This window comes from Microbaculum marinisediminis (genome assembly GCF_025397915.1).
GTDB lineage: Bacteria > Pseudomonadota > Alphaproteobacteria > Rhizobiales > Tepidamorphaceae > Microbaculum > Microbaculum marinisediminis.
The window spans coordinates 42386-66889 of the sequence record NZ_JALIDZ010000005.1 but is presented as its reverse complement, the minus strand read 5'-3'; the positions used below and the strand labels follow the sequence as shown (position 1 = coordinate 66889).

Below are 24504 nucleotides of genomic sequence, written 5' to 3'. Positions count from 1 at the left end.
AAAAAATGACAGTGATATCACTATCGCTAATTGAGGCGAAAATCAATGCTGGTCGACCGCGCGGACTTCGCCGATCTCTCCGATCTCGCCGCTCACCGCCAGCGGTTGTGGGACGCCCAGCGCGATTACGTCGCGACGAAATCGTCGCTGCATCGGCGTGCCTGGGGCAAGGCATCCCCGCCGAAATCGCTCGACGGCCTGGCCGACCTGCCGTTCACGACCAAGGAGATGCTGCGCGCCAGCCAACGCGATCATCCCCCCTTCGGCGACTACCTCGCGAGCGACGAGACGACCATCGCCCGCGTCCACCGCACCTCCGGCACCACGGGCACGGCGATGAACCTCGCTTTGTCCCGGCGCGACGCGCACGAAACCGCCGTGGTCGGCGGCCGCGCGCAGGCGGCAAGCGGCCTGGGGCCGGGCCACCGCGTCGTCCACTGCCTGAACTACCGGCTCTGGATGGGTGGCTTCACCGACCACACCACGCTGGAGGAGACCGGCGCCACCGTCGTCCCCTTCGGCGTCGGCGAGACGCAGCTGCTGATCCGCACGATCCGGGACCTGGGCATCACCGCGATCTCGTGCACGCCCTCCTACCCGGCCGTGCTCGAACGGGTCATCGCCGACCACTTCCCGGAGATCAGCCCCCGCAACCTCGGGCTCAAGCTCGGCCTGTTCGGCGGCGAAGCCGGCCTCGACAACGCCGATTTCCGCGCCCGGCTGCAGGAGACCTGGGGCTTCAAGGTACGCAACGCCAATTACGGCGTCTCCGACGTGTTCTGCAATTTCGCCGGCCAGACCGAGCGCGACACCGACCTGCATTTCATGGCGCTCGACATCCTCCACCCCGAGCTTGTGGAGCCAGCGACCGGCGATCCTCTCCCCTGGGCCGAGGGTACGCGGGGCGAACTGGTGCTCACCCACGTGAGCCGGCAGTGCCAGCCGCTGGTGCGCTTCCGCACCGGCGACATCGTCGTGCTGACGGGAACGGACACGGCCGCCTGCGGGCGCACCGCGCCGCGCTTCCGCGTCGTCGGCCGGTCGGATGACATGGTGGTGGTGCGCGGCATCAACGCCTTCCCCACCCAGGTCGCCGCCGTCATCAACCAGTTCGCCGACCTGTCGGGCGAATACCGGATCGTCCTCGACGGCCCCGGTCCCTACGACGTGCTGCCGGTGGAAGCCGAGGTCGCGGACGGCGGCACGATCGAGGCCGCGCTGGCCTTATCGCTCGAACAGCGCATCAAGCAGTCGCTCGGCATCACCGCCAGGGTCGACCTTCTCCCCTTCCATGCCCTGCCCCGCACCGAGGGCAAGACACGCCGCGTCATTCGAAAGGACACGCCATGAGCCTCGCCACCGCGAACGGCACCGTGCTTGCCGAGGATATTGGCGACGGCGTTCGCCGGATATCACTCAACAGGCCGGACCGGCTCAACGCCATCGTGCCGGACTTGCTCGACGATCTGGTCGAGGCCGTAACCGCCGCCGACGCGGATGACGCCGTCCGCGCCATCGTGCTGACCGGCGAAGGCCGTGCCTTCTGCTCCGGCGACGACCTCAAGGATTTCGAGGCCCAGGTCTCCGACGTGCCCGGCACGACCGCCTATATCGAGCGCATCCAGGACGTGACGCGCGCGATGGTTCTGGGAAACACACCGGTCGTCGGCGCGATCCGCGGCTGGGCCGTCGGCGGCGGCCTCGAATGGGTCATCAACTGCGATTTCGCCATTGCCGCGGAGGGCACGCGCTTCTTCTTCCCGGAGATCTCCTGGGGCGTCTTCGTTACCGGCGGCATCACCGACATCCTGCCGCGCATGGTCGGCCTGCAGAGGGCGCGCGAGATGATCCTGTTCGGCGAGAAGTTCGACGCGACCCAGGCAAAGGCCTGGGGCATGCTGCACGACGTCGTTCCGGACGACGAGTTGATGCCGCGCGCGGTGGACCTGGCCAGACGGATCGCGGCCCTGCCCGCCGGGCCCGTCCGCGACCTGCGCCGCAGCCTCGCGCGCCCGGATGGCGCCGGCCTGCGTCAGGCCCTGAAGGCGGAGACGGAGGCGACGGTTCGCGGCTTCCTCGATCCCGAGACGGCGAAGCGCGTCGCCGGGTTCGGATGAGCCGACCGCGCGGCCCTCAAAGCACCGGGTTCAGGTAGTTCAGGATCGCCTGCATCCGCAGCATCACCTTGCGGATGACATGGGTGGCGTTGGCGCTGTTGGTGTAGATCGCCGCCGTCCCGACCGCGCCGGGACGCAGCCGCGCCAGCGCCTCGGGATCGTCGAAGGCGATACGGACATAGAACGGCTCGGCCGAAACCTGCGCGGGCGTCGGGATCGTTCCGCCGATGACGGCCTGGCCCTGCGACGCCACCTCGATGATCGCGTCCACCGTGCCGGTGACGATCTCGCCGGGCAGCGTCTTGAACGCGATCTCGACCGGCTGCCCGACCTTGACGTGCCGAAGGTAGATCTGGTTGATCTGCGTCACGACGCGCTTCGTCGTGGTGTCGATGAACACCATGGCCGGCTGGAACGGCGCGCTCGTGACCCTTTGTCCCGGGCGCAGCGCCAGGAAGGTCACGTAGCCGTCGGACGGCGCGCGGACCGTCGTTTCGTCGAGGTTCCACTCCGCCGCCTGCAATTCGGCCCTGAGCAGGTCGACCTCGGCCTGGGTCTGCTCGACCTGGAACCGCGTGCCCGCGTCGCGGGAGGCGAGCTGGCGGTATTGCTGCAGCCGCAAGGTCTCGAACGACAGTTGTGCCCGTTTTGCGTCGGTGGTGGCCTGAAAGACCGTCGGGTCGAGCTGGAACAGCACGTCCCCTTGCTTGAGCGGCACGTTCGGCTCGACCGGCACCTCCGTCACCACGCCGCTCACGTTCGGGATGATCTGCACCGAGTAGGTCATCGTCCGCGCCGGGCCGGCCGGCGCCCCCCATTGCATGGGAATGAACAGGACGACGAACAGCAGAACGATCCAGACGATCGTCGAAAGCCAGGTGCCGGGCTTGTTCGGCAGGACCTTCAGCTTCACCAGAATGGCAAGCAGCGCGACATAGACGAGCGTGAGAAAGGCGATCATTGGTCGGCCTCCGCCGTCTTGCCCGTTGGCGGCTTACCCGCCGCTTTCTTTCGTGCCGTTGTCTTGCCCGCGGATGGTTTGCCTGCCGATGTCTTTTCCGCCGCGGGTTTGCCTGCTGGCGCCTTGCCTGCTGGCGTCTTGGCTGCCGCCGTCTTGCCTGTCGACGTCTTGCTTGCTGGTGGCTTGGCCACCGCCGTGTTGTCGGCTTCCGGCACGCCGCCAACCTGCGCCGCTTCGGACTTGTAGAACGCCCAGACGAGGGCCAGCGGCCAGAAGATGCCGCCGAACAACGCCCCCAGCCAGCCGGCCACGTTCACCGCATCAGCCTGCGGATGCTGGCGCGCCCGCGCGATCCGCCCGGGCAGCATGGCCAGCACGAACCAGATCACGAGAGCCGCGATCAACAGCACGCCCAGCACGATCCAGGCAAAGATGTCGAGACCGCTCATGCCCCCTCGCGAAACTGTCCCCTCGTCGAAGCCGGTTCTACGGAGTGTACCAGATCGGCGAGGTGTAGGCTCGCTCTTGACCGGTCGTTTCGGCCCCCTCGGGGATCTCTACCCCGAAGCGGAACGCATCGTAGACCACCCAGCGCGGCGTCGGGATCTCGAGAACCCGCGCGTAGTAGAAGGCCGATTGCGCCGGATCGAAATCGGGGTCGGTCCACACCGTTCCCAATTCTGAGGCACCAATCGTGTTGGTCCAGTTCGCCGCCGCGATATCGACCGTGTTGCCTACCGCCGGCAATACGCCGTTCGCGTCGGGCTCGCGCCCCGGCGACCAGGCGACGTCATAGACCTGCTCGTGGGTCTCGCCGTCGGCGTCGATCCAGCCCTTGACGATCTGGATACGGTCGAGATTGGCCCCGATGGGATCACGCAGCGCATAGACCATGAAGGTCGGTGCGCCATCGCCGTCGCGCGGGCGAAGGTCCTCGCCCATCGGCACGCCCTTCTCGTAGCCGCGGAAGGCCGGCTGGCGGCTGTTCATGTCGGCGTCCTCGAAGCCCCACCCGCCGAAGAAGCGCACGATCATGCGCGGTCCCGTCGTCGCGTAGACCTCCTTGCGCGCCATCGCGTCCCAGATCGCGGTACGCGTGTTCTCCGTCGCCCACACACCGGTATAGCCCGAAGCGACGAGCTGATAGTCCTCGTAGACGCCGAGGTCGGTCTCGATGAACGCATGCTCCATGCGCTGCGGCGACGGCTCCACGTTGGTCGCCTTGCCGAAGAAGTTGTCCTCCTCGATCGCGGTCAGCGATGTATGGGCATCGGTCGAGCCGACCGCCCCGAACTTGTAGGGATTGGTGCCGAGCGTCTGCTTCAGCGCCAGGCCGTTCTTGAGCGCTTCGCGGGCATACTCGAACTGCAGCATGTCGTCGGTCTTGGCCTGGGTCAGATCTAGGTTGCCGACGTCCCAGGTCTCGTAGTCGGCGAAGGAGTCGTCGGGCGACAGGAACGGATGCGCCTCGCCATCGCCCTTGATCTGGGTCCATTCGTAGAGCGGCTCCCACTTGCCGCGCGCCTCGACATAGGCCGCGTCGATGGCCCGGCCGGTGTACTGGGCGTCGACCGGGAACATCAGGCCGTTCGACAGGTTGCCGTTATGCGCGATCGCCAGCGCCGATCCCCCGGTCTTCTGCTCGTAGGTCTCCAGCCACTTGTAGAGATCAAGCGGGTCGGTCGAGCCGACCGGCGGCTGCGTGACCATGGGCACGACCTGCAGCGCGCGATTGGCATTGTCGCGCAGCAGCACGTTGCGGTGCAGGTTGTTGCCGGCCACCAGTGACGTCCACTCGAAGCCGATGATCGTCGTGAACCGGCCCGGCTCGTTGTAGCGTTCGGCGGTATCCACTACCCGCTCCCAGACGGACGCATAGGTCTTCGCGCCCGGCGAATAGTGATCGAGCATGCCTTCCGGCATGGTTCCCTGCGAAAAATTGGTGATCAGGTCGACCGCGGCCGCGGCGGCGGTCTGTCCACCGACCTGCAGGGCCTCGTACCACTCCTTGCCCTTGTCGTAGGCGAGAATATTCGGCGCGCCCTCGGCGAGGTCCTCGGCAAAGCCCATCGCGTCGGAATGATCGGCGATCACCAGCCAGTCGAGCGGTCGCGACAGTTTCGCCGGCTGGCCGGAGGAGGCCGTCACCTGTTCGCCGCGGGCGAACCGGTAGGCCTCGTCCAGGCCGAGGATGTTGCCGAACAGCCCCGCATCCGCGGACAGCCGCGTGTGCAGGTGCGTGTCGCCCCAGAAAACCTGATCCGGGAAGCTGCGTTCCGCGTAAGGAGAATAGGCCTTTCCGGGATAGAGACCGGACAGGGACTCTTCGGAAGGGATGATCTGGGCCGTCGCCGGAACGGCAAAGCCCAATGCGATCAACGTGCTGAAGACAACGTGGCGCTTCATGGTGATCTCCTCCCTTAGTGGGGTCGCTCCAACGCCAAAATAGTTTTTCTTCAAATTCGCCGACTACACTTATTAGACATCGACCGACGGACAGCTTCAACTCGCAAAGGGGTTTTATTTGTTCGGATCTGTCCAATACGTCGACTTGCGTCGCCCTGTCCGCGCCCTATACGGGGAGCCGGATTCCGGACCGAAAACTGTCTGACACGCTGTTGTTACGAGGAGAGGATCCATGAAATATTTCGCACTCGCGGCGCTCGCCCTGGCCCTCGTGCTTCCCGACCTTGCCTTGGCGCAGGGGCCTGGCAGCTACGCCCGCCGCACCGGTCCCTACGGCGGGGCCATCCAGCTGACCGCGAACTATGTGGCACGCGACACCTGTCAGGCGGCCCTGTCCGCCCGGCGCGGCGCGCCGGCCGGCCAGGCCGTCGAGACGTTCACGATTCCCGTCACCATCGTTATCGGCCCGAATCCCAAGGGCTGCGGCGACAGCCGGCTCGTGACGCGGATCATGACGGTAGGCGGACCGGGCGATCGTCCGCTGATCCAGATCTTCTTCGTCGATCCCTCCGGGCGGATTCTGAAGATCGAAAAGGTCGCGAGCTGAGGCCCGGCGCACCGCCAGCGCGTTTGGCAAGAAAGACGCCCCATGCGCCCGGACGTCAGCGCGTAACCGGCCAGGACGTGTGCAGATCGTCGATCACGTAGGGATGCGCGTGGCGGCGCCCGCTTCCCTGATATTCGCGCAGATGCGGATGATCCGGATCGAGCTCGGCATGCGTGTGCTCGATCTCGTCGGGGTCGTGCGCCGGCCATAGCACGACCGAAAGACCGGCGCCGAGAAGCGTCAGGACGCCGAGTACGGTCAGGGTGACGGGCGCGCCGGCAATCACGCCCAGCCAGCCGGCGATCGGATAGGTCACGAGCCAGCAGGCATGCGACAGCGCGAACTGGGCGGCGAACACCGCCGGCCTGTCGGCGGGTTGCGCCGATCGGCGCAACAGGCGCCCCGTCGGCGTCAGAACCGCGGAATAGGCGAGCCCGGCCAGCGCCCACACCACCAGAAGAACCGGCCACATGCCGACATCGACGGTCGTCATGATCCACGCGAACCCGAGCAGGAGCGCGCCCAGAAGCACCGCCGCCGGCACCATCACGGCCCGGTCCGGCGTCCGGTCGAGAACCCTCGGCAAGGCCAGGGCCGCGATCATCGAGCCGCCGCCGAAACACGCCATCGCCAATGCCACGTCGTCGTCCGTGCGGCCCAGCCAGCCGCGCACCAGCACGACCGTGTTGACGATCACCATGGCGCCGGCGGCCGCCGCCGACAAGTTGAGGGCGAGAAGCCCCCGCAGCCGCGGCGTCGCGAGATAGATCCGGATACCGCGCGTGATGTTGTCGTAGAGTCCCTTGCCGCTCTCTGTCGGAAGCGGCTGCGGCAGCCGCACCGAGACCACCAGCACCGCCGCCGCGAGGAACCCGAAGACCGTTCCGCCGAACAGCCAGTGAAAGTCGATCACGGTCAGGAGTACGGCCGCGAGCATCGGGCTCAGCAGGTTTTCCAGGTCATAGGCGAGGCGCGACAGCGACAGCGCCCGCGTATAGTCCTTCTCCGCCGGCAAAACGTCGGGGATCGTCGCCTGGAAGGTCGGTGTGAAGGCCGCGGACGCCGACTGGAGCAGGAAGATCAGCACATAGATGTGCCAGATCTCGGAAACGAAGGGCAGCAGCAACGCCACGCCGGCGCGCGCCAGGCTCATCACGACCAGGAAGGCGCGGCGCGGCAGCCGGCTGGCATAGGCACCGACGATCGGCGAGACGCCGACATAGGCGATCATCTTGATGGCCAGCGCCGTCCCCAGCACCGCCCCGGCCTCTTCGCCCGCCAGATCGTATGCGAGCAGCGCCAGCGCGACGGTGAGCAGGCCGGTGCCGATGAGGGCTATGACCTGGGCGGAGAAGAGGTGGCGGTAGGTGCGATCGGCGAGGACGGTGAGCATGGCCGGACGCTACCACGCAGCCTTCCGCGGCTTAAGGCGACAAAACGCCCATAGGCCCTAGCGATGAACGAAGATGGCCTCGGTGAGCGCGGCTAGGCCGCCGATCCGGCGGCCCGCGCACGCCTTGCCGCCTGGCCGGCGACGAGGCGAACCCTGCGCGGGGCGGCCGCCCAGATGCAGGCGGCCGAGACCAGGCTCATCGCCAGGCACAGCAGGAAGGCCGGATTGTAGGACCCGGTCGCATCGTAGATCACGCCGGTGATCCATGGGCCGACGCCCGCGCCGATGTTTCCGCACACGGTCATCATCGAGAAGATCGTGGCGAACCGCCTGCCGGCGAAGATCTCCGCCGGCACCGCGCCGAACAGAGACGCCAGCCCGTAGCCCGCGAGCCCCTGCCCCACGACCATCACATAGACGAGCCAGTGCGTCGGGCTGTCGCCGAGCGCGATCAGCGCGAGGTAGGACACGGCGAAGCCGAGACAGGCGATCGTCCAGCCCCACTCCCGCCCGATCCGGTCCGACAGCGCGCCGACGCCGATCTGTCCGCCGATGCCGAACAGGCCGACAAGGCCGAGCGCGAAGGCCGCCTCGGTCGCCCCGAAACCGATGTCCAGCAGATAGCGGGTCTGGTGCACCTGTACCGAATACCAGGCGAACAGGCCGGCGAAATAGCCAGCCGAAATCCACCAGAACCGCCCCGTGGCGAGCGCCTTGGGCAGTGTCCACTCGGTCTCGGCCCAGGCCCGGTCCACCACCGTGTCGACCGGTTTCGCGGTGGTCCCGTCCTTCAGCCGCTGCGCACCACCGTCCGGCTCCAGGCCGACATCGGCCGGGGCACGGCGCTGTAAAAATGCGTTCAGCGGAATGACGACGACGGCGATCGCGATGGCGATGGCCAGGCATGCCGCGCGCCAACCCGCCGTTTCGATGTAGCCCTGCGTCGCCGGCAGCAACACGATCGCCCCCACGCCGACGCCGGCAAAGGCGATGCCGATCGCAAGGCCCCGTCTGCGCACGAACCAGTTGGGCAGGAACATCGAGTGGCCGATATAGCTCATGCCGACCGAGGCCCCGACCACCATCAGCCCGAGGCTGAGATAGAGCATGACCGGCGTTGCGATCCACGTCGCCGCGACGAAACCGGCGGCCACGATCGTCGCCCCCATAGGGATGACCACGCGCGGTCCGGCCCGGTCCATCAACACGCCGAACAGCGGGGCGAACCCGGTCGCGGCCAGAAAGCCGATGGTGAAGGCGCCCGCCGTCTCGCCGCGCTGCCAGCCGAACTCGTCGAGGATCGGCGGATAGAGCAGCGAGAATGCTGTGCGGGCGTTGACCGATACCGCCATCGTCACGAAGGCGACGGCGACGACCACCCAGCCATAGAAGAACGGGAGGCGCAGTGGCGGTGAGGACGACGGCATTGCGACCGAACTTGAAGGCCCCGGAGCGCGAAGTCTCGACGATTATCGCAGGCGGGGCAAGTATCTGCGCGGCGGGCCTGCGAGCCGAGGACAGGCGGCAAGCACCGGCTCGGCCGTGTGCGCGTTACGGGCCGATGCGGCATCCGAGCGATCGGATGCCCCGCCCTTCGCTACGACAGGGATCGTGTCACGGCGCGGGAATACTCTCGCGGTGACATTCCGGTCCATCGGCGGAACGCCCGCGTAAAGTGCGCCGCATCCGAGTAGCCGAGCAGGAAAGCGATCTCGATCGCGCTGTGTTCACGAGAGCGGACGAGTTTCAAGGCCTCTGTGCGGCGCGTGTCATCGAGGATTTCCTCGAAAGCAAACCCCCAGTTCCGCAGTCTTCTCTGCAGGGTCCGCTTGCTGACATTCAGCTTCGCCGCAACCGTCGGGAGATTGGCGCGCTCGTATGGCAGAAGCTTTCGGATGAGCGCCCCCACCTGTTCGGCGGTTTCCGGGGGCTCGTCCGCCCCCCGACCATTCGGTTCGGCCGGGACGTCGAGGCGCATGCCGAGCAATTCCCGATCGACGACGATGGCATCGGTGTCGCAGCCGAACGTCAGACGCTCCCCATGCGTTTCTTCCAGGCAATCCGCCCCGATCGAGTACGGTATCGAGAAATGCACCCCGACCGCTTCGGGCACGTTCGCCAGTAGCGCGATTTTCCGGAGAACCGCGAGCGTTCCCATCAGGTGTTGGCGCGGATCGGCCCCGAGGCGTCCGCGATAGGCGAACTTGAGCTGCGCTTCATCACGAGACACTAGCACTTGAAGGCTGGAGCCCCGGTGCAAAAGCCCCACGCCCTTGATCGCAACGGAGAAGGCGTCCGCGACGGTTTCCGCACTTTCGATGGTCTGCCCCCAGACACCGAATTCGGCGAGCTGGAACGATTTGCCTATCCTGGAAGCGAAGAACGGATCGCCGGAAACCGCGGCGACCTCCTGACCGAGCGCAAAGCAGAGCGCGCGCGGAATCCAACGATCCCCGTCCAGAAGCCTCGCAGGCGAAAGGCCTGCACGCCTGAAAATCTCGACGGGCGAAATACCCCGCTTTCGAAGTTCCGAAGCAATATGCAGCAAGGTAATGGGATTGTGCGCGAAATCGTCGTTCGACATCGATCAACCGTCCATTGGCACCAAATGGCAAGAAAGGCGGCTTCTCAGTTGATATTATTTATTCGATCGAAAAGAGTCCAAGATGATCTGGCCTCGCTCCCGGGCGGGGCGCACGCGTGCCTGCTTCGCCTGACGCGAGAGGAGCAAATGGCGAAAGGGATGCGAGTGCGGGTCGACCGCCGTCCCTCTCGAAGATCTATCGACAAACCATCGGGGCGGACCAGACGCCGGTATCGAACTGAAAGCGCCGTGACGTGGGCACGCTGCTCAACACGATCCACAAGGGAGAGCACCATGAGAATTCTCCGCCAGACCAGCCTTCTGGTCTTCACTCTCGTCGTCCTCGCGCATCCCGCCACTCCTTCCTACGCGCAGGACTGCAACGCGATGGTCGCCCAGATTGACGAACTGCTGAAGACCGTCGAGCTGACGGATGCCGAGAAGGAACAGGTATACCGGCTCCGTGATCAGGGAATGGAACACAGCTCCCAAGCGGACACGGACTGCAGCGAGCCGCTGAGCGAGGCCCTGCAGATCCTCCAGAGCAAGTAGGCAAGTAGGGAAGCGGCGAAATGAGAGTCACAGCCCTCCTCGCGCGACTGCAGGTCGCTCTTCTGATCGCCGCCGCACCGGCGGTGGCGCTCGCACAGGCGGCACCGCCTCCTCACCGCCCGCTCGAGAAGACGATCGGCCAGGCCCGACCCGACGTCGTGCCGTCGCTGATCGTCCTGAATTCGCGCGGCGCGAGCCTCGCAGGCGGCACACTGACCCTGACGGGCGTCTCGCCGAATTCGATCGTCTTCGCCGACCGTCCGGTGCGCTCGGCCGGCCACGCGCTGACGACCGATGTCGTCAAGGAATGGTCGCTGGACGACGGTTTCGCAAACGATCCGCCGAACGCGACCGTCTCGGCCTTCAGCAAGGACGGGAACAATATCTGGGATGCCGTCGTCGTGTTGAAGTCGCCGAAGCTCGATGGCGACACGCTGACCTTCGCGGTCGACATCCTCGAAGGCAGCCTGGAGGGCAGCGACGGCCCGGCGTCCGTCTTCATCGACATCATCGGCCTGCCGCGCACGCCCCTGTCCTTCGCCGGGGCGGCGCGGCGCACCGCATACCGCGGCGCCTGGTACGCCGGCGCGGCGGCGGGAGCGGCGGCGGCCGGCGCTGCGGCCGCGCCCTACGCGCCGCGCTGCGGCTACTACCCCTATCCGCCCTGCTAGGAGGGCGGCCTGCCGGAAACCGCCGCAGCAGCGCATGATATATATCCGGCTCACTAAGAACCGCGCGACCCCGGCGGCTTCGAGCGGGCGCCGGGCAAGTGCATTCCGATATCGGCCATGGGAGGCTGCAATGCGATTGAATTGGACGGGACCGCTGGGTTCGATAGCCGTTGTTCTCAGCCTTTCGCTGAGTGCCCCGGCTTCGGCAGCCGAGCAGCAGAGCTACAGGGATTTCGGCGCGCCGGACGCGACGATGTCGGCCGACGGATTGCAGCTCCCCCCGCCGGACCTGCCGTTCGGGGGAGTGATCAAGGACGACGCCCTGCAATCGACGCCCTGGTGGTCGCCACGCGTGATGCCACCGCAAGGTGCGCCGAACGTCCTGCTGATCATCACCGACGATGCCGGGTTCGCCGTGCCGAGCACGTTCGGCGGCGTCATCCCAACACCCGCTCTCGACCGCATCGCCAACGAGGGGCTGCGCTACACGCGCATGTTCTCCACGGCGCTGTGTTCGCCCACACGCGCGGCGCTGATCACCGGCCGCAACCATCACTCGGCCGGCTTCGGCGTCATCTCCGAGCAGTCGACGGGCTTCCCCGGCTACAACAGCATTATCGACAAGGACAAGGCGACGATCGGCCGGATCCTGCTCGACAACGGCTACAACACGTCCTGGTTCGGCAAGGATCACAACACGCCCGCGTTCGAGGCGAGCCAATCGGGTCCCTTCGACCAGTGGCCGACCGGGATGGGCTTTGAGTATTTCTATGGTTTCGTCGGCGGCGACGCCAACCAGTGGCAGCCGAACCTGTTCCGCAACACCACGCAGATCTATCCCTTCAAGGGCCAGGAAGGCGAATGGAACCTGGTCACCGCGATGGCCGACGACGCCATCGACTGGATGACGCGGATGCACCAGACCGATCCGAGCAAGCCGTTCTTCATCAAGTACGCTCCCGGCGCGACCCACGCGCCGCATCATCCGACCAAGGAGTGGGTCGACAAGATCCACGACATGCACCTGTTCGACGACGGCTGGAACGCGCTGCGCGAGACGATCTTCTCCAACCAGAAGCGGCTCGGCGTGATCCCCGAGGACGCCCAGCTGTCGGCGTGGCCGGACAAGGTGCTGAAGAAGTGGGACGATCTGACGGCCGAGGAAAAGAAGCTGTTCATCCGCCAGGTCGAGGTCTTCGCCGCCTACGCAGCCTACAGCGACCACGAGATCGGACGCGTCATCCAGGCCGTCGAGGACCTGGGCGTTCTCGACAACACCCTCATCATCTACATCAACGGCGACAACGGCACGAGCGCCGAGGGCGGCCCGCTCGGCACCCCCAATGAAGTCGCCTTCTTCAACGGCATCAACATGATGCCGGTCGAGACCCAGATGAAATGGTACGACGTGTGGGGCACCGAGGAGACCTACAACCACATGTCGGCCGGCTGGTCCTGGGCCTTCGACACGCCGTTCTCCTGGTTCAAGCAGAACGCCTCCAAGCTCGGCGGCATCAACCAGAACATGGCCGTCTCCTGGCCGGCGCGCATCAAGGACAAGGGCGGCATCCGGCATCAGTTCACGCATGTCATCGACGTGGCGCCGACCATCCTCGAGGTCGCCGGCATCGCGGCGCCGGCGGTGGTGGACGGCATTCCGCAGAAGCCGATCGAAGGCACCAGCTTCGCCTACACCTTCGACGCGGCGAATGCCGACGCGCCGTCCCGCCATCAGACCCAGTACTTCGAGATGATGGGCCAGTGGGCGCTCTATAACAACGGCTGGTTCCTCTCCACCGAGGTCAACCGGGCACCCTGGGATGCATTCGGACCGGCGAACCCGGACCCGCTCAACAACCAGGTGCTCGAGCTCTACAATCTCGACTCGGACTTTTCCCAGACCGCCAACGTCGCCGACCAGCATCCCGACAAGGTGAAGGAGCTGAAGGCCAAGTTCATCGCGGAGGCCCAGAAGTACCAGGTGTTCCCGATGGACGCCTCGGTGGCCGCCCGCATCGTCGCGCCGCGCCCGAACATCACCGCCGGGCGGACGGAATTCGTCTACACCAGGCCGATGGTCGGCCTGCCGCAGGGCGACTCGCCGTTGCTGCTGAACACCTCCTACACCATCACCGCCGAGATCGAGGTGCCCGAGGGTGGCGCCGAGGGCATGATCCTGACCTCCGGCGGCCGCTTCGCGGGCTACGGGTTCTACCTCTTGAAGGGCAAGCCGGTGTTCCTCTGGAACCTGGTCGATCTCGAGCGGATCAAGTGGGAAGGCCCCGACGCGCTCACGCCCGGCAAGCACACGGTGGAGTTCGACTTCCAGTATGACGGACTCGGTACCGGAACGCTCGCCTACAACGACTTCAGCGGCGTCGGCCGGTCCGGAACCGGCACGCTTAAGGTCGACGGGAAGGCGGTCGATACCAAGAAGATGGAGAAGACCCTGCCCATGATCCTGCAGTGGGACGAAAGCTTCGACATCGGATCCGACACGCTCACCGGCGTGAACGACGCGGATTACAAGCCGCCGTTCGCGCTGACGGCCAAGCTCGACACGCTGACGATCAAAATGGACCGTCCGGTACTGACCGAGGACGACAGGAAAAAGCTCGAAGCGGCGATGAAACGCGCCGCGGACGCGAACTAGTCCCGTCGGCCTATCGTGCCGGCGGCAGTGTCGTTCGCCCCGGCATCGGCGCGCCGGCGTCTCGTACGCCGGCGCTGTCGTCGCCAGCGAACGACAGGTCTGTCACCACGCCGTCGTTGGACGCCACACAGCGCCAGGGCGCGCGCCGCGCGCCCACGCCGACCGTCACCGTCGAATTGGCCTGTGAGACCGCGTTGCCGAGAACGATGATGGCGCGATATCTGCCGGCCTGCCGGCGAACCGCGTCCATGCAGGCCCGCTCCACCAGACTGCCGGCGTTGGACCCCGCACCGGAGGCCGTGCTTGGCGGCGCGCTGGTCACGCGCACCGGGATCATCCGCCGGGTGCCGCGCACCGTGGAGGTGCGATCGACCTCGCAGGCGGCCCGGGTGCCGTCGGCGTAGAGATAGACGAGCGCATCGCCGTTTCGCACGACGTCGCGACTGGTCACCCGCACCCGATCCCTGTCAATTCCAAGCGTTTTGGCCAGGTCGTCGACGCAGGCCTGGTCCTGCCCCGAAGCGCCCCCGGGTTGACGCGGCCGGGACATGATCCGCGCGGGACCGACCTCGGCGAACTGCAGGTCGCGCGCCACGGGTTCGAGCAGAATTTCGTTTGCCACGAAACGCACCGGTGGGGCCAGGGACGCCGCCGCCCTCGCCGGGACGACCAGGACCTGGCCGGGCCGCGCCAGGTCGTCGCCAAGGCCGCCGGCCGGCACCCGGGTCGGCGCGGTACGGACCGTGGTCTCGAAAAGCGGATGCAGCTCCATCGCGGCGATACCGACCGCCAGGTTCAGTCCGGCATTGCCGCCGACGCGCAACGGCTGCAGCGTTACCGTGCGGCGCGGGCCGCCGACGAGGCCCCGCCCCTCACCGCCCGCCCCTTTCGTAGCGCCGGTGTCTGCCCACGCAGGTTCTGACCCCGCAGACCCTGCCCACCGGTAGGTTCCGCTCAGCGCGCCGGGCGGCCCGTCGGTTTTGTCCGCGACCACGCTCCAGGCGATCACGCCGGCGCCGGTGGCGCCCAGATTGCGCCCTACCTCGCGCAGGCGACCGCGATAGGCTTCCGTCAGGCCGTTCGCCCTGTGGAACACGCAGTGCAGATCGCGCGGTGAACTGAGGATCAGCGAGAATCCGCCGCTGTCCTCGCAGGTCAGCACGCCGGCCTCCAGCCACGCCTCCGCCTGCTGCGACGGTCCGATCAGACCGGCCACGGCGATGGCGGCAAAGATGGTTCTCTTCGAGAATGAGAGCATCCGTCTCCCCGACGTGTCGCGGGGGCCGAAACGGCTCCCCCGAGACCTCGAGTACGCGTCAGGGCCTTACAAGCGCCCTTCGCTGCCCGTGTAGGTGACCTCGGTCACCCGGCCGCCGGAAACCAGGCACCGCCACGGCGCCTGCGCCGCCGGGAACCCGACCATGACCTGGGTCGCGGCCTCGGAGAATTCGCTGTTTATGACCCCGACACCCGACGCGTTGGTCTGCTGCTGCACCGCCTTGACGCAAAGGTCTTCCGCGCCCGCGTTCGGCCCACCTGGCGCGCGCGTCGGCCCGTTCGCGGTCATGGCGGCGTTCGATACCGTCGGCGCCGTAGACGGATCGGAATTGCACCCGGCGAGTGCCAGAACGAGCGGCACCGCCGCCACTACAAACTTTCTCATGTCACTTTCCTCTTGTCGGTCCTGGTTCCCTCACCCCTGAGGCGCCTCTCGGGCGAGGTCAAGACATGATAACGAAATCCTGTCCGGATCGCGTGTCAGGATGCAGCGGCGCCTCTGTCAGGATCATGACGAGGCCCGGATGCATCCGCTCGCGCATCCGGGCGACGAATTCGTCGCTCGTATGCAGCCGCGTGATCGCCGCTTCCTCCGCCGTGGCCGGCCCCTCGCCCGGATGGTGGCTGATCGCCTGCCAGTGCAGCCCCCGCGTGGCGCTGTCCGGCCCGCGCAGCACGAACACGTGGTTGCCGATCGCACCGCTCCCATCGATCGCGAGATCGCCTTCGCTCACGACGTTTCCGTTTTCCAGCAGCATGATCCGCCGTTCGCGCGACGACGCGATGACGGAAGTGATGGGCGCGGTCTCTGATTCGCTCCAGTCCCGGGGATGCTTCTTGTCCTCCAGCGAGGCCTCCACCGCCTCGAACTCGTGCTCGGCATAGCCGCTCAGCACCATGCCCGGATGCTTCAGCTCCCACGGATCGGTGCTCTTGCCGGAGATGATGACGGGCGTGCCGAGATGGGTGATCTCGAAAAGGTTCTCCGAGAACGCCAGCGGCAGCCGCACGCAGCCGTGCGACGCGGGATATCCCGGCAGGTTGCCGGCATGCAGTGCGATGCCCGACCACGTCAGCCGGTTCATGTTGGGCATCGGCGCGTTGTTGTAGGTCGACGAGCGATGGTGCTTGTCCTTTTGCAGCACCACGAACACGCCCGTCGGCGTCGAGTGGCCCGGCTTGCCGGTGGAGCAGGTCGAGACGGCGATGCGCACGCCGTTGCGATAGACATGGACGAGTTGCTCGGGAATCGACACGACCACGGCGACCGGCCCCGTCGGCTGCCGGTCCGGATGCCAGGTGAAGTCGCCGGGCTTCAGCTCGCTGATGTCCTTGAGCTGCTCCGCGAGAACCTCGAACCCCAGCGCGGACATGCCCGCGGCGCCGGCGCCGAGAACGAAATGACGTCGGTCGATCTTCATCTTCGCCTGTCTCCCGGATCTTGTGTCGGTCATCACATGATGGTCATCGAGACCATGAACGGCACGGTCTGGTTGCTGTCGCGGGCATTGCCCATCAGATAGACGCGGATCGTGTAGTCGCCGTCGGATGGAAGCGCGACGCTGGCGTTCTCGCCGTCGATCGAGCCGTTGTAGATCGCCACCCCGTCGCTGCCCGGCGGCAGGATGTTGAAGTAGGCGCTGCCCTCGGTGATCAGGGAGACCGACATGGTCTGCCCGGCGCGCGCGCCGAGTACGTAGTCCTTGTATTCGTCGCCGGTGATCGTGCCTTCGACGGCGGCATTGTCGTTGCCCGGCGAAAACCGCACCTCCTCCCGCGACTGCGCGGAGGCAGGCCCGACAAGGCCCGCGGCGAGGACGAGGAACGCGAAAACGGCTACGGCTTGTGAGAAAACACGCATCATGACCACCCCTCTATCGAGCGGGACGGCGCGGCCCGGGTCCGGGCCGCTTCATACCCGCAAGCGGATCGGTATCGATCCTTTCGACCTATACGATCCCCATCCCCTGACCGGATCACGCGGACCGTCGGCGACGGCCCCCCAATCCGGTATGCGGCCCTATTTTTCAAGGAACGAAGGTGGCAGGTCCAGCGGGTATTTTAGGCAGCGAATTACCCACGAGGACCGTGCCCCGCTACTTGCAGTAGCGATAGCTGTTGTCGGCGTTGTGCCGGGCCAGGTCGAGATGGAAGTGATCGCGGTGCTGCCGGTCACCGTTCGGGCCGATCACGGTGGTGAACGTCTTGCAGGCGCCGGAATGGACTTCGCGCAGGAAGACGCGATCCTGCGGGCTGCCGCTCCAGCCGTGCTCGACGGTGACGGTGCGCCCGTCGGAAAGCTTGAAGGCGGAGATGTCGATGGCGTTGCCGAAGGAATGCTCGGACGCCTTGCCGTAGGCCTTACTGTTGCGCGTGCGGCAGGAATAGGACGAGAGCACCTGAATTTCGCGGACATAGGCGCCGTAGGTGCGCGCCGCCGCCGGCTCCACCACGTGATAGAGCCAGCCGTCGAGGGCGGACGTAACCGGGCAGTTGAGCGTCGCGCTGGTCGAGAAGCCGACATAGCCCGACAGTCCCGCCGAGACCTTCAGCGGATACCAGACGCCGCAGGCGCCCTTGTCGTTGATCCGGTTCAGGCGCTGGACGAAGGCGCTCGGCTCGTAGCCGCCCTTGGCCAGGCAGATCGCCTCGGCGTCCTTGCGCCAGGCCTGGTCGCGCCACGAATAGAGCGACCGGTCGGCGCAGCCGAACAGGAAAACGAGCGAAAACACGAGAAAGACGGCGGTCATGCGTTGCATGCGGCCGATCATTCGAATTTGAGGCAAATGCCGCGTAAACAGACACGGTTAATTTGGCCTTAACCGGCCCACCCGGCGCCGAGCCTGCGGCGTCAGGGCTTGCCGGCCTTGCGGCACCCGGGTTATCTAACTGATATTCGCCATTTTACAGGTTACGTCGATGCCGTTCTCCTGGACACCGCGACAATTCGTCGGCGGCGCCTTGTGCCTCGATTTCACGAATACGGTCTTCTATGCCGACGACGCCGAGCGCCGTGGCGATCGCCTGCGTGACGCTGACGACATCGCAAGCTGGCTGGCGGCGGCCTGCCGGTTCGGCACGGCCGGTTCCTACGCCCCGCTGCTGGCCGTCACCGCCGATGCGTTCGACGCCGCCGCCGTTGCCGACATGCTGACGCTGCGCCAGGCGGTCGACGATCTGTTCCGCGCCGTCGCGCTGGACCACGCACCATCGTCACTCGCCATGCGGCGGGTGCTTTTCGAACTCGGCAGCACCCTGTCGCAGACGGAAATCGCCACCGGGCCGGACGGCCTGTTTCCCACCCTTGCGACTTCCCGTCCCCGGACACCGGTCACCGCGCGCTCGGCGATCGCCCATTCCGCCCTCGCGCTATCCGCCTCGCCCCTGTCGGGCCGCTTGAAAACGTGCCCGAACTGCAGCTGGATCTTCGTCGATCGCTCGCGGAACGCCAGCCGCCTGTGGTGCGACATGCTCACCTGCGGCAACCGGGCCAAGGCCCGCCGCTACCACGAGGCGCATCGCCAACCCACAAAGATCTGACTCGCAATACGGATTTAGACGGTTATAATGCATGGGCTCGCGTCAGGATGGTCCCATGCTTCGACGTCTCGCAATCCTGGTTGGTCTGGCGGTTTCGCTTGCCGCCTGCGAGGAGACGACCGGAGACTATGTGGAAGTCAGCGGCGGCGGGTTCCTGTTCAACTACCGGCTGGCCGAGGCCACCTACGGCCTCGTCGCCACCGCGCGGCGCACCGTGCCGCCGGGGACCCTCTTCATCGCCGATTTCGAAAACCCTGAGGGCGGCCCGCCGCTGACCGTGGAACTGATCTCCCGCGAGAAGCAACGCCGCTTCGCCCTGAACTCGCCGCCGATCTCGAACGTCGTCGCCGACACGCCCTACACCGTGACGCTGACGCTCAAGACGCCCGAAGGCGCGGTCATCGAGACCCACGAGACGACATACACCTCGAAGATCGGCTCCAGTGTCCTGCCGGAAAAGCCGCTGACGATCGGCCCGGGCTACACCAAGAACCCGGCGCTGGAGGAGTAAGCGAACGCCCCCGCCTACTGGCAGAAGGTCGTCTGCCCGCCCTTGCCGCGCGGCTGAAGATCCAGGTGAAAATGGTCGCGATGATACTCGTCGCCGTCGGGACCGATTACGGTCGTGAACGGCCCGCAGGCCTTTTCGTGCACCGCCCGCAGGAATTCCCCGCCAGCCCCCTCGTCGGCCCAGCCGTCCACCACCGATATTGTCCGTCCGTCGGCCAGCACGAACGCAGAAACGTCGACGGCGTTGGCGAAACCGTGCTCGCTCTGCTTGGCACCGTCCTGGCCGTTGCGCGGCCGGCAGACATAGGATCCGGCGATGCGCAACCCCACGAGATCGCTTTCGAGGATCTCCTTCGCCGCCGGCTCGACGACCTCCTCGACGAACGTATCGAGCCGGTCGACCATGGCGCAGTTGAGTTCGGCTTCCGGCGTCAACTCGACCGCGCGCTCGCTGCCCACAGACGAGACCGCATAGATCGCCCGCACGAGGCAGCCGGACAGATCCTCGACCGGCTTGAGCGGCCGTCCGGAGACGCGCCCCTCCTCGATCGCTGCGCAGGCGGGCGACATCGCGTCGTCGGCGAAGACAGGCGGCCCCTGCGGCGGCCCGATCCGGACAGGCTGCGGGGGCGCCAGGGGCTGGGGCGCCGGGGCGGCGTCGACAGCCTCGCCGTCCACCGCGGCCGCGGGCTCGTCCTTGCCCTCGCCGGAGCCGTTGGCATCGCCCGTTGTTGGTTTCTCAGCAGAATCAGTCGGCTTCTCGGCGGGAACCGGCACCTCCACTTCCGGGGACTCGGCTTCGGGCGCGGCTTCCGGCTTCGCCGCGGGCACCGGAACGGCAGGCGCTTCAGCGGGTTCGGCGGCCGCAGGCTTCTGCCGCGGCTGCGGGGCCTCGGCCTCCGGCTCGGCGGCGGCGAGACGCGGCTTCTCGCGCGGCAGCGGAACCCCGGCCTCTGCCGGCTTGGTTTCGACCGTCTTTGCCTCAGTCTTTTCTGGCTCCGGGAGGGGCGCCGCGACGGTCTCCGGCCTCTGCCTCGGCAACGGCACCAAATCGCCCGTTTCCGTTGCTGCCGTAGCGGAAGCAACGGCGCCGAATATCAGCACCGAGGCAACAATTGGCTCCAATACGCGAAGTTTCATGGCATATGTGCCGTCGCCGATTTGCCTTGCGTGCTAAGAGGATGCCCGTATTCCTCCACAGCTTCTAGCGAAATCGACAGCCGATATTGCGGTGCAGCGACGAAACCGCTTCGTGGATCGGCCTGCTCGGGCTAATATTTTGCTACTGGGGGAAGCCAAGGGAGCGGGACCATGACCATTGCAAGGCAGGTTCAATTGGTCGTCGCAGGCGCGGCGTTCCTGTTCGTAGCGGCGATCGTGTTCGGGGCGATTTGATACCCGACCCCATTCTCATTGGTATTGCGTAGAGACGCCTGAATGGAAGCCGGCCCCTCTCGTATCCGAGGGGCCGGGTATCAGGCCGCTTTTGCTTTCGCCTTCGGCTGATACGCGAGAACCGGCGCCAGCCAGCGCTCGGTCTCCTCGACGCTCCAGTTCTTGCGCGCGGCGTAATCCTCCACCTGATCGCGCTCGATCTTGCCGAGGCCGAAATAGCGCGCATCCGGGTGCGAGAAGTAGATTCCCGACACCGACGAGGCGGGCAGCATCGCGCATGAGTCCGTCAGCTCGACGCCCGTGGCCGCCTCCGCGTCGAGAAGCCGGAACAGCGTGCGCTTCTCGGTGTGGTCGGGCTGGGCGGGATAGCCCGGCGCCGGGCGGATGCCGCGATAGGTTTCGGCGATCAGCTCCTCGTTGGTCAGGGTCTCCTCGGGCGCATAGCCCCAGAATTCTTTGCGTACCCGCGCGTGCATGTGCTCGGCGAAGGCTTCGGCGAGACGGTCGGACAACGCCTGGAACAGGATCTTCGAGTAGTCGTCGTTGGCCCGCTCGAACCGCTGCACCGTCGCATCCTGCTTGTGGCCGGCGGTGACGATGAAGCCGCCGATGTAGTCGGCAAGCCCGGTGTCGCGCGGCGCGACGAGATCGGACAGCGCCACGTTGGCCCGGTCCGAGCTGCGCCGCGACATCTGCTGGCGCAGCGTGTGCAGCGTGGCCAGCGGCGTCTGCCGCGTATCGTCGGTGAACAGGGCGATATCGTCGCCCTCGGCGTTCGCCGGCCAGAACCCGATGACGGCACGCGCCTCCAGCAGGTCTTCGTCGATGATCTTGCGCAGCATTGCCTGCGCGTCGGCAAAGAGCTGGCGCGCGGCCTCGCCCTGGCGCGGATCGTCGAGGATCTCCGGGTACCGCCCGGACAGCTCCCAGGTCTGGAAGAACGGCGTCCAGTCGATGCACGCGGCGAGCGTCTCCAGGTCGTAGGCCGTGAACGACTTCGTGCCGAGGAACCCCGGCTTCGGCGGCTGGTAGTCCGACCAGTCGATCGCCAGCTTGTTGGCGCGCGCGTCTTCGAGCGACAGCCGCACCTTGTTGTCCTGGGCGCGCGAGTGCCCCTCGGCGATCCTGGCGTAGTCGGCGCGCGTCTCCGTGTAGAGCCGCGCCCGGCCCTCCGGCGACAGCAGCGTCGAGACGACGCCGACGGCCCGGCTCGCATCGGTCACGTAGATCGCCTGCCCGCTATGGTAGTGCGGGTTGACCTTGACCGCGGTATGCACCTTGCTGGTCGTCGCCCCGCCGATCAGCAGCGGCAGGTCGAAGCCCTGGCGCTCCATCTCGGCGGCCACGTTGCACATCTCGTCGAGCGACGGCGTGATCAGGCCCGACAGCCCGATCAGGTCCGCGCCCTCGGCGCGCGCCGTCTCCAGGATCTTCTGCGCCGGCACCATCACGCCCAGGTCGACCACCTGGTAGTTGTTGCACTGGAGCACGACGCCGACGATGTTCTTGCCGATGTCATGGACGTCGCCCTTCACCGTCGCCATGACGATCTTGCCGGCCGGCGGCCGGCTGCCGCCCGCCTCCTTCTCCTCTTCCATGAATGGCTCGAGATAGGCGACCGCCCGTTTCATCACGCGCGCCGACTTCACCACCTGCGGCAGGAACATCCGGCCCGAGCCGAACAGGTCGCCGACGACGTTCATGCCGGCCATAAGCGGGCCCTCGATCACGTCGAGCGGACGGCTGGCGGCCTGTCGGGCCTCCTCCACGTCCTCTTCGATGAAGTCGGCGATGCCGGCGACGAGACCGTGCTCGATTCGCTTGTCGACCGGCAGCGAGCGCCATTCGAGCGTCTTTTCCTCACGTTCCTGGCTACCGTTGCCCAGCCACCTGGCCGCCGAGTCCACCAGGCGCTCGGTCGCATCCGGGCGCCGATTCAGCACCACGTCCTCGCAGAGATCGCGCAGCTCCGGATCAATCTCGTCATAGACGCCGAGCTGACCGGCATTGACGATCGACATGCCCAGGCCCGCCTTGATGGCGTGGTAGAGGAACACCGAATGCATCGCCTCGCGCACCGGCTCGTTGCCGCGGAACGAGAACGACAGGTTCGACAGGCCGCCGGAAACCTGCGCGTGCGGCAGGTTGGAGCGGATCCAGCGCGTCGCCTCGATGAAGTCGACCCCGTAGTTGTCGTGCTCGGCGATGCCGGTGGCCACCGCGAAGATGTTCGGGTCGATGATGATGTCTTCCGGCTCGAAGCCCGCCTTCTCGATCAGCAGCTTGTAGGAGCGCTCGGCGATCTCGGTCTTGCGCGCCAGCGTGTCGGCCTGGCCGGCCTCGTCGAAGGCCATCACCACGACGGCGGCGCCATAGCGGCGCACCTTCTCGGCATGTTCCAGGAACGCGGCCTCGCCCTCCTTCAGCGAGATCGAATTGACCACCGCCTTGCCCTGCACGCATTTCAGGCCCGCCTCGATCACGGACCATTTCGACGAGTCGATCATGATCGGCACGCGGGCGATGTCCGGTTCGGCGGCGACCAGATTGAGGAACGCGGTCATCGCCTCTTCTGATTCCAGAAGCCCCTCGTCCATGTTGACGTCGATGATCTGCGCGCCGTTCTCGACCTGCTGGCGGGCGACCTCAAGGGCCGTGGCGTAGTCGTCCTCCTTGATCAGCTTGCGGAAGCGCGCCGAGCCGGTGACGTTGGTGCGCTCGCCGATGTTCACGAAGTTGGTTTCGGCGGTGAGCGTGAACGGCTCCAGCCCCGACAGCTTCATGAACGGGTTCGCTTCGGCGATGCGCCGCGGAGGATGGCCCGACACCGCCTCGCGGATCTCGGCGATGTGTTCCGGCGTCGTACCGCAGCAGCCGCCGACGACGTTGAGCAGGCCGGCCTCGGCGAACTCGCCGAGCAGCGCGGCGGTCTCCTTCGGCCCCTCGTCATAGCCGCCGAAGGCGTTCGGCAGGCCGGCATTCGGATAGGCGCAGACGAGCGTATCGGCCACGCGCGAAATCTCGGCCAGATGCGGGCGCAATTCCTTGGCACCGAGGGCGCAGTTGAGACCGATGGTGAACGGCCGCGCATGGCGCACCGAATACCAGAACGCCGTCGGCGTCTGCCCGGACAGGGTACGGCCCGAAAGATCGGTGATCGTGCCGGAAATCATGATCGGCAGCCGGCGCCCGATCTCGGCGAACACCGTCTCCAGCGCGAAGATCGCGGCCTTGGCGTTCAGCGTGTCGAATATCGTCTCGATCAGGATCAGGTCCGATCCGCCCTCGACCAGCGCCCGCGTCGCCTCGGCATAGACCCCGGCAAGCTGGTCGAAGGTGACGGCGCGATACCCCGGGTCGGTGACGTCGGGCGAGATCGACGCGGTCCGGTTGGTCGGGCCCAGCGTGCCCGCCACATAGCGCGGCCGACCGTCCTTCCGCGCCGCCTGGTCGGCGGCCGCGCGGGCCAGCCGCGCGCCTTCGCGGTTGATCTCGGCAACTAGGCTCTCCGCGCCGTAGTCGGCCTGCGCGATCGCGTTGGCGTTGAACGTGTTGGTCGAAACGATGTCGCTGCCGGCCTCGAAATAGGCCTGGTGGATGTCGCGGATCGCCTCAGGCTGCGACAGGTTCAGGATGTCGTTGTTGCCCGCCAGCGGCTTGGTCCAGCCGGCGAGCCGCTTGCCACGGAATCCGGCCTCGTCGAGCTCGAGCGTCTGGATCTGGGTGCCCATCGCCCCGTCGAGAAGAAGGATTCGGTCGGCGGCGAGACGGCGCAACGCGCGCTCGGTCTCGGACTGGTACTCTGACATCACTGGCCTCTTGCGTAGGATTGGTCGG

The 24504-nt window shown here is 66.6% G+C and carries 21 protein-coding genes; 8 read left to right on the top strand and 13 right to left on the bottom strand.

Annotated elements, in window-relative coordinates; genetic code table 11:
• Nucleotides 1–45: 45 nt before the first annotated feature.
• Both MUB46_RS11835 and MUB46_RS11830 read left to right on the top strand, forming a co-directional pair.
• Nucleotides 46–1350: a phenylacetate--CoA ligase family protein gene (locus tag MUB46_RS11835; RefSeq protein ID WP_261616129.1), complete on the top strand. Its 1305-nt coding sequence runs from the start codon at nt 46–48 to the stop codon at nt 1348–1350.
• The gene (locus MUB46_RS11830; protein ID WP_261616128.1) at nt 1347–2117 is read left to right on the top strand and encodes an enoyl-CoA hydratase/isomerase family protein; all 771 of its coding nucleotides are present in this window, start codon (nt 1347–1349) and stop codon (nt 2115–2117) included. The genes MUB46_RS11835 and MUB46_RS11830 overlap by 4 nt, the downstream gene beginning before the upstream one ends.
• A 16-nt stretch (nt 2118–2133) precedes the next feature.
• Here the strand turns inward: MUB46_RS11830 and MUB46_RS11825 are convergent, their stop codons facing one another.
• Genes MUB46_RS11825 through MUB46_RS11815 form a run of 3 tightly spaced genes read right to left on the bottom strand, consistent with a single transcriptional unit; the run spans nt 2134 to nt 5484 of the window.
• Nucleotides 2134–3078, bottom strand: coding sequence for an HlyD family secretion protein (locus tag MUB46_RS11825; RefSeq protein ID WP_261616127.1), 945 nt, complete (start codon nt 3076–3078; stop codon nt 2134–2136).
• Nucleotides 3075–3527 (bottom strand): DUF3302 domain-containing protein, encoded by a 453-nt coding sequence (locus tag MUB46_RS11820; RefSeq protein WP_261616126.1) that lies wholly within the window; start codon nt 3525–3527, stop codon nt 3075–3077. Before MUB46_RS11820 ends, MUB46_RS11825 begins: the two co-directional genes overlap by 4 nt.
• 37 nt (nt 3528–3564) lie before the next feature.
• Entirely contained in the window at nt 3565–5484 is a 1920-nt protein-coding gene (locus MUB46_RS11815; protein WP_261616125.1) for a DUF3604 domain-containing protein, read from the bottom strand.
• Nucleotides 5485–5716: 232 nt separating this feature from the next.
• Here MUB46_RS11815 and MUB46_RS11810 point away from each other — a divergent pair, with 232 nt between their 5' ends.
• Nucleotides 5717–6091 carry a hypothetical protein gene (locus tag MUB46_RS11810; RefSeq protein WP_261616124.1) on the top strand — a complete coding sequence of 125 codons (375 nt, stop codon included), beginning with the start codon at nt 5717–5719 and terminating at the stop codon, nt 6089–6091.
• A gap of 55 nt (nt 6092–6146) precedes the next feature.
• Here MUB46_RS11810 and MUB46_RS11805 read toward each other — a convergent pair whose 3' ends face one another.
• From MUB46_RS11805 to MUB46_RS11795, 3 genes are all read right to left on the bottom strand, one after another.
• Nucleotides 6147–7484 (bottom strand): MFS transporter, encoded by a 1338-nt coding sequence (locus MUB46_RS11805; RefSeq protein ID WP_261616123.1) that lies wholly within the window; start codon nt 7482–7484, stop codon nt 6147–6149.
• Between the two features lie 92 nt (nt 7485–7576).
• Nucleotides 7577–8911, bottom strand: coding sequence for an MFS transporter (locus MUB46_RS11800; RefSeq protein ID WP_261616122.1), 1335 nt, complete (start codon nt 8909–8911; stop codon nt 7577–7579).
• A 170-nt stretch (nt 8912–9081) separates the two neighbouring features.
• Nucleotides 9082–10068 (bottom strand): helix-turn-helix transcriptional regulator, encoded by a 987-nt coding sequence (locus tag MUB46_RS11795; protein ID WP_261616121.1) that lies wholly within the window; start codon nt 10066–10068, stop codon nt 9082–9084.
• Between the two features lie 294 nt (nt 10069–10362).
• Between MUB46_RS11795 and MUB46_RS11790 the strand changes: the two genes are divergently transcribed.
• The 3 genes from MUB46_RS11790 to MUB46_RS11780 all read left to right on the top strand — a co-directional run bounded on the left by MUB46_RS11790 (nt 10363) and on the right by MUB46_RS11780 (nt 13944).
• Nucleotides 10363–10620, top strand: a complete 258-nt coding sequence (locus MUB46_RS11790) for a hypothetical protein (protein ID WP_261616120.1) — start codon at nt 10363–10365, stop codon at nt 10618–10620.
• Nucleotides 10621–10640: 20 nt separating this feature from the next.
• Nucleotides 10641–11291, top strand: coding sequence for a hypothetical protein (locus MUB46_RS11785; protein ID WP_261616119.1), 651 nt, complete (start codon nt 10641–10643; stop codon nt 11289–11291).
• A 130-nt stretch (nt 11292–11421) separates the two neighbouring features.
• Entirely contained in the window at nt 11422–13944 is a 2523-nt protein-coding gene (locus tag MUB46_RS11780; protein ID WP_261616118.1) for an arylsulfatase, read from the top strand.
• A 10-nt stretch (nt 13945–13954) separates the two neighbouring features.
• Here the strand turns inward: MUB46_RS11780 and MUB46_RS11775 are convergent, their stop codons facing one another.
• From MUB46_RS11775 to MUB46_RS11755, 5 genes are all read right to left on the bottom strand, one after another.
• Complete coding sequence (locus tag MUB46_RS11775) at nt 13955–15202, bottom strand: DUF992 domain-containing protein (RefSeq protein WP_261616117.1); 1248 nt, start codon at nt 15200–15202, stop codon at nt 13955–13957.
• A gap of 66 nt (nt 15203–15268) precedes the next feature.
• Nucleotides 15269–15607, bottom strand: a complete 339-nt coding sequence (locus MUB46_RS11770; RefSeq protein WP_261616116.1) for a hypothetical protein — start codon at nt 15605–15607, stop codon at nt 15269–15271.
• A 58-nt stretch (nt 15608–15665) separates the two neighbouring features.
• The gene (locus MUB46_RS11765) at nt 15666–16643 is read right to left on the bottom strand and encodes a L,D-transpeptidase (RefSeq protein WP_261616115.1); all 978 of its coding nucleotides are present in this window, start codon (nt 16641–16643) and stop codon (nt 15666–15668) included.
• Between the two features lie 32 nt (nt 16644–16675).
• Nucleotides 16676–17086 (bottom strand): hypothetical protein, encoded by a 411-nt coding sequence (locus tag MUB46_RS11760; protein WP_261616114.1) that lies wholly within the window; start codon nt 17084–17086, stop codon nt 16676–16678.
• Between the two features lie 232 nt (nt 17087–17318).
• A complete protein-coding gene (locus MUB46_RS11755; RefSeq protein WP_261616113.1) occupies nt 17319–17981 on the bottom strand; it encodes an extensin-like domain-containing protein in 663 nt (220 codons plus the stop codon).
• 160 nt (nt 17982–18141) lie between these two features.
• Here MUB46_RS11755 and MUB46_RS11750 point away from each other — a divergent pair, with 160 nt between their 5' ends.
• The gene (locus MUB46_RS11750) at nt 18142–18762 is read left to right on the top strand and encodes a CGNR zinc finger domain-containing protein (RefSeq protein WP_261616112.1); all 621 of its coding nucleotides are present in this window, start codon (nt 18142–18144) and stop codon (nt 18760–18762) included.
• 55 nt (nt 18763–18817) lie between these two features.
• Complete coding sequence (locus tag MUB46_RS11745; protein ID WP_261616111.1) at nt 18818–19273, top strand: hypothetical protein; 456 nt, start codon at nt 18818–18820, stop codon at nt 19271–19273.
• A gap of 14 nt (nt 19274–19287) precedes the next feature.
• Here MUB46_RS11745 and MUB46_RS11740 read toward each other — a convergent pair whose 3' ends face one another.
• A complete protein-coding gene (locus MUB46_RS11740) occupies nt 19288–20313 on the bottom strand; it encodes an extensin-like domain-containing protein (RefSeq protein ID WP_261616110.1) in 1026 nt (341 codons plus the stop codon).
• A 434-nt stretch (nt 20314–20747) separates the two neighbouring features.
• A complete protein-coding gene (gene metH, locus MUB46_RS11735; RefSeq protein ID WP_261616109.1) occupies nt 20748–24476 on the bottom strand; it encodes a methionine synthase in 3729 nt (1242 codons plus the stop codon).
• Nucleotides 24477–24504: the final 28 nt, after the last annotated feature.

Excerpts from the sequence above, each read along its gene's own strand:
- MUB46_RS11805 (WP_261616123.1), bottom strand. The coding sequence starts at position 7,484 with ATGCTCACCGTCCTCGCCGATCGCACCTACCGCCACCTCTTCTCCGCC.
- MUB46_RS11760 (WP_261616114.1), bottom strand. The coding sequence starts at position 17,086 with ATGATGCGTGTTTTCTCACAAGCCGTAGCCGTTTTCGCGTTCCTCGTC.
- MUB46_RS11825 (WP_261616127.1), bottom strand. The coding sequence starts at position 3,078 with ATGATCGCCTTTCTCACGCTCGTCTATGTCGCGCTGCTTGCCATTCTG.
- MUB46_RS11800 (WP_261616122.1), bottom strand. The coding sequence starts at position 8,911 with ATGCCGTCGTCCTCACCGCCACTGCGCCTCCCGTTCTTCTATGGCTGG.
- MUB46_RS11790 (WP_261616120.1), top strand. The coding sequence starts at position 10,363 with ATGAGAATTCTCCGCCAGACCAGCCTTCTGGTCTTCACTCTCGTCGTC.
- MUB46_RS11770 (WP_261616116.1), bottom strand. The coding sequence starts at position 15,607 with ATGAGAAAGTTTGTAGTGGCGGCGGTGCCGCTCGTTCTGGCACTCGCC.
- MUB46_RS11755 (WP_261616113.1), bottom strand. The coding sequence starts at position 17,981 with ATGCAACGCATGACCGCCGTCTTTCTCGTGTTTTCGCTCGTTTTCCTG.
- MUB46_RS11810 (WP_261616124.1), top strand. The coding sequence starts at position 5,717 with ATGAAATATTTCGCACTCGCGGCGCTCGCCCTGGCCCTCGTGCTTCCC.
- MUB46_RS11785 (WP_261616119.1), top strand. The coding sequence starts at position 10,641 with ATGAGAGTCACAGCCCTCCTCGCGCGACTGCAGGTCGCTCTTCTGATC.
- MUB46_RS11765 (WP_261616115.1), bottom strand. The coding sequence starts at position 16,643 with ATGAAGATCGACCGACGTCATTTCGTTCTCGGCGCCGGCGCCGCGGGC.
- MUB46_RS11830 (WP_261616128.1), top strand. The coding sequence starts at position 1,347 with ATGAGCCTCGCCACCGCGAACGGCACCGTGCTTGCCGAGGATATTGGC.
- MUB46_RS11795 (WP_261616121.1), bottom strand. The coding sequence starts at position 10,068 with ATGTCGAACGACGATTTCGCGCACAATCCCATTACCTTGCTGCATATT.
- MUB46_RS11815 (WP_261616125.1), bottom strand. The coding sequence starts at position 5,484 with ATGAAGCGCCACGTTGTCTTCAGCACGTTGATCGCATTGGGCTTTGCC.
- MUB46_RS11750 (WP_261616112.1), top strand. The coding sequence starts at position 18,142 with ATGCCGTTCTCCTGGACACCGCGACAATTCGTCGGCGGCGCCTTGTGC.
- MUB46_RS11780 (WP_261616118.1), top strand. The coding sequence starts at position 11,422 with ATGCGATTGAATTGGACGGGACCGCTGGGTTCGATAGCCGTTGTTCTC.
- MUB46_RS11820 (WP_261616126.1), bottom strand. The coding sequence starts at position 3,527 with ATGAGCGGTCTCGACATCTTTGCCTGGATCGTGCTGGGCGTGCTGTTG.
- metH (WP_261616109.1), bottom strand. The coding sequence starts at position 24,476 with ATGTCAGAGTACCAGTCCGAGACCGAGCGCGCGTTGCGCCGTCTCGCC.
- MUB46_RS11775 (WP_261616117.1), bottom strand. The coding sequence starts at position 15,202 with ATGCTCTCATTCTCGAAGAGAACCATCTTTGCCGCCATCGCCGTGGCC.
- MUB46_RS11745 (WP_261616111.1), top strand. The coding sequence starts at position 18,818 with ATGCTTCGACGTCTCGCAATCCTGGTTGGTCTGGCGGTTTCGCTTGCC.
- MUB46_RS11835 (WP_261616129.1), top strand. The coding sequence starts at position 46 with ATGCTGGTCGACCGCGCGGACTTCGCCGATCTCTCCGATCTCGCCGCT.